This window comes from Pseudomonas sp. OF001, assembly GCF_904426495.1.
In the GTDB taxonomy this organism is placed as follows: Bacteria; Pseudomonadota; Gammaproteobacteria; order Pseudomonadales; family Pseudomonadaceae; genus Geopseudomonas.
In genome coordinates this window covers 1-1,282 of sequence record NZ_CAJGBM010000058.1, presented here as the reverse complement: position 1 = coordinate 1,282, position 1,282 = coordinate 1, and the positions used below count along the sequence as shown (strand labels likewise).

The following is a 1,282-nucleotide window of genomic DNA, read 5'->3' as shown; positions in this document are numbered from 1 at the left end:
ACGGCGATGACGATCTGCTTGTACGGCACGGTGGTCACGTCGCCGGCGGCGAACACGCCGGGGATGTTGGTCTGGCCCTTGGCGTCGACGATGATCTCGCCGAAGCGGGTCAGCTCCACGGTGCCCTTCAGCCAGTCGCTGTTGGGCAGCAGGCCGATCTGCACGAAGATGCCCTCCAGCTCGACCTCGTGCACCGCGTCGTCGTGGCGGTCCTTGTAGATCAGGCCGTTGACCTTCTGGCCGTCGCCGGTCACCTCGGTGGTCTGCGCCATGGTGATCACGCTCACGTTGGGCAGGCTGTGCAGCTTCTTCTGCAGCACCGCATCGGCGCGCAGCTGCTCGCCGAACTCCAGCAGGGTCACGTGGGCGACGATGCCGGCCAGGTCGATGGCCGCCTCGACGCCGGAGTTGCCGCCGCCGATCACCGCCACGCGCTTACCCTTGAACAGCGGGCCGTCGCAGTGCGGGCAGTAGGCCACGCCGCGGCCGCGATACTCCTGCTCGCCCGGCACGTTCATCTCGCGCCAGCGCGCGCCGGTGGCGAGGATCACCGTCTTCGCTTTCAGCTCGCCGCCGTTGTCGAACTGCACGGTGTGCAGGCCATCGCCGGCCTCGGCCGGGATCAGCTTGCTGGCGCGCTGCAGGTTGATGATGTCGACCTCGTACTGGCGCACGTGCTCTTCCAGCGCGCGGGCCAGTTTCGGGCCTTCGGTCTCCGGCACCGAGATGAAGTTCTCGATGGCCATGGTGTCCATCACCTGGCCGCCGAAGCGCTCGGCGGCGACGCCGGTGCGGATGCCCTTGCGCGCGGCGTAGATGGCCGCCGCGGCGCCGGCCGGGCCGCCGCCGACCACCAGCACGTCGAAGGCGGTCTTCGCGTTGAGCTTGTCGGCCTCGCGGGCGCCGCTGTTGGTATCCAGCTTGGCGAGGATCTCCTCGACGCCCATGCGGCCGTTGCCGAACGGCTCGCCGTTGAGGTAGATGCTCGGCACCGCCATGATCTGGCGCCGCTCCACCTCGTCCTGGAACAGCGCGCCGTCGATGGCCACGTGCTTGATGTTGGGGTTGAGCACCGCCATCAGGTTGAGCGCCTGCACCACGTCCGGGCAGTTGTGGCAGGACAGCGAGAAGTAGGTCTCGAAGCGGAACTCGCCCTCGATGCCCTTGATCTGCGCGATCACCTCGTCGGAGACCTTCGGCGGGTAGCCGCCCACCTGCAGCAGGGCCAGCACCAGCGAGGTGAACTCGTGGCCCATGGGCAGGCCGGCGAAGCGCGGGCCGA

General features: G+C 68.6%; 1 protein-coding gene. It reads right to left on the bottom strand.

Going from position 1 to position 1,282, the window contains the following annotated elements; genetic code table 11:
* Positions 1-1,282: alkyl hydroperoxide reductase subunit F (gene ahpF / locus RA210_RS19445; RefSeq protein ID WP_201487718.1), on the bottom strand; the 1,282-nt coding region annotated here is incomplete at both ends.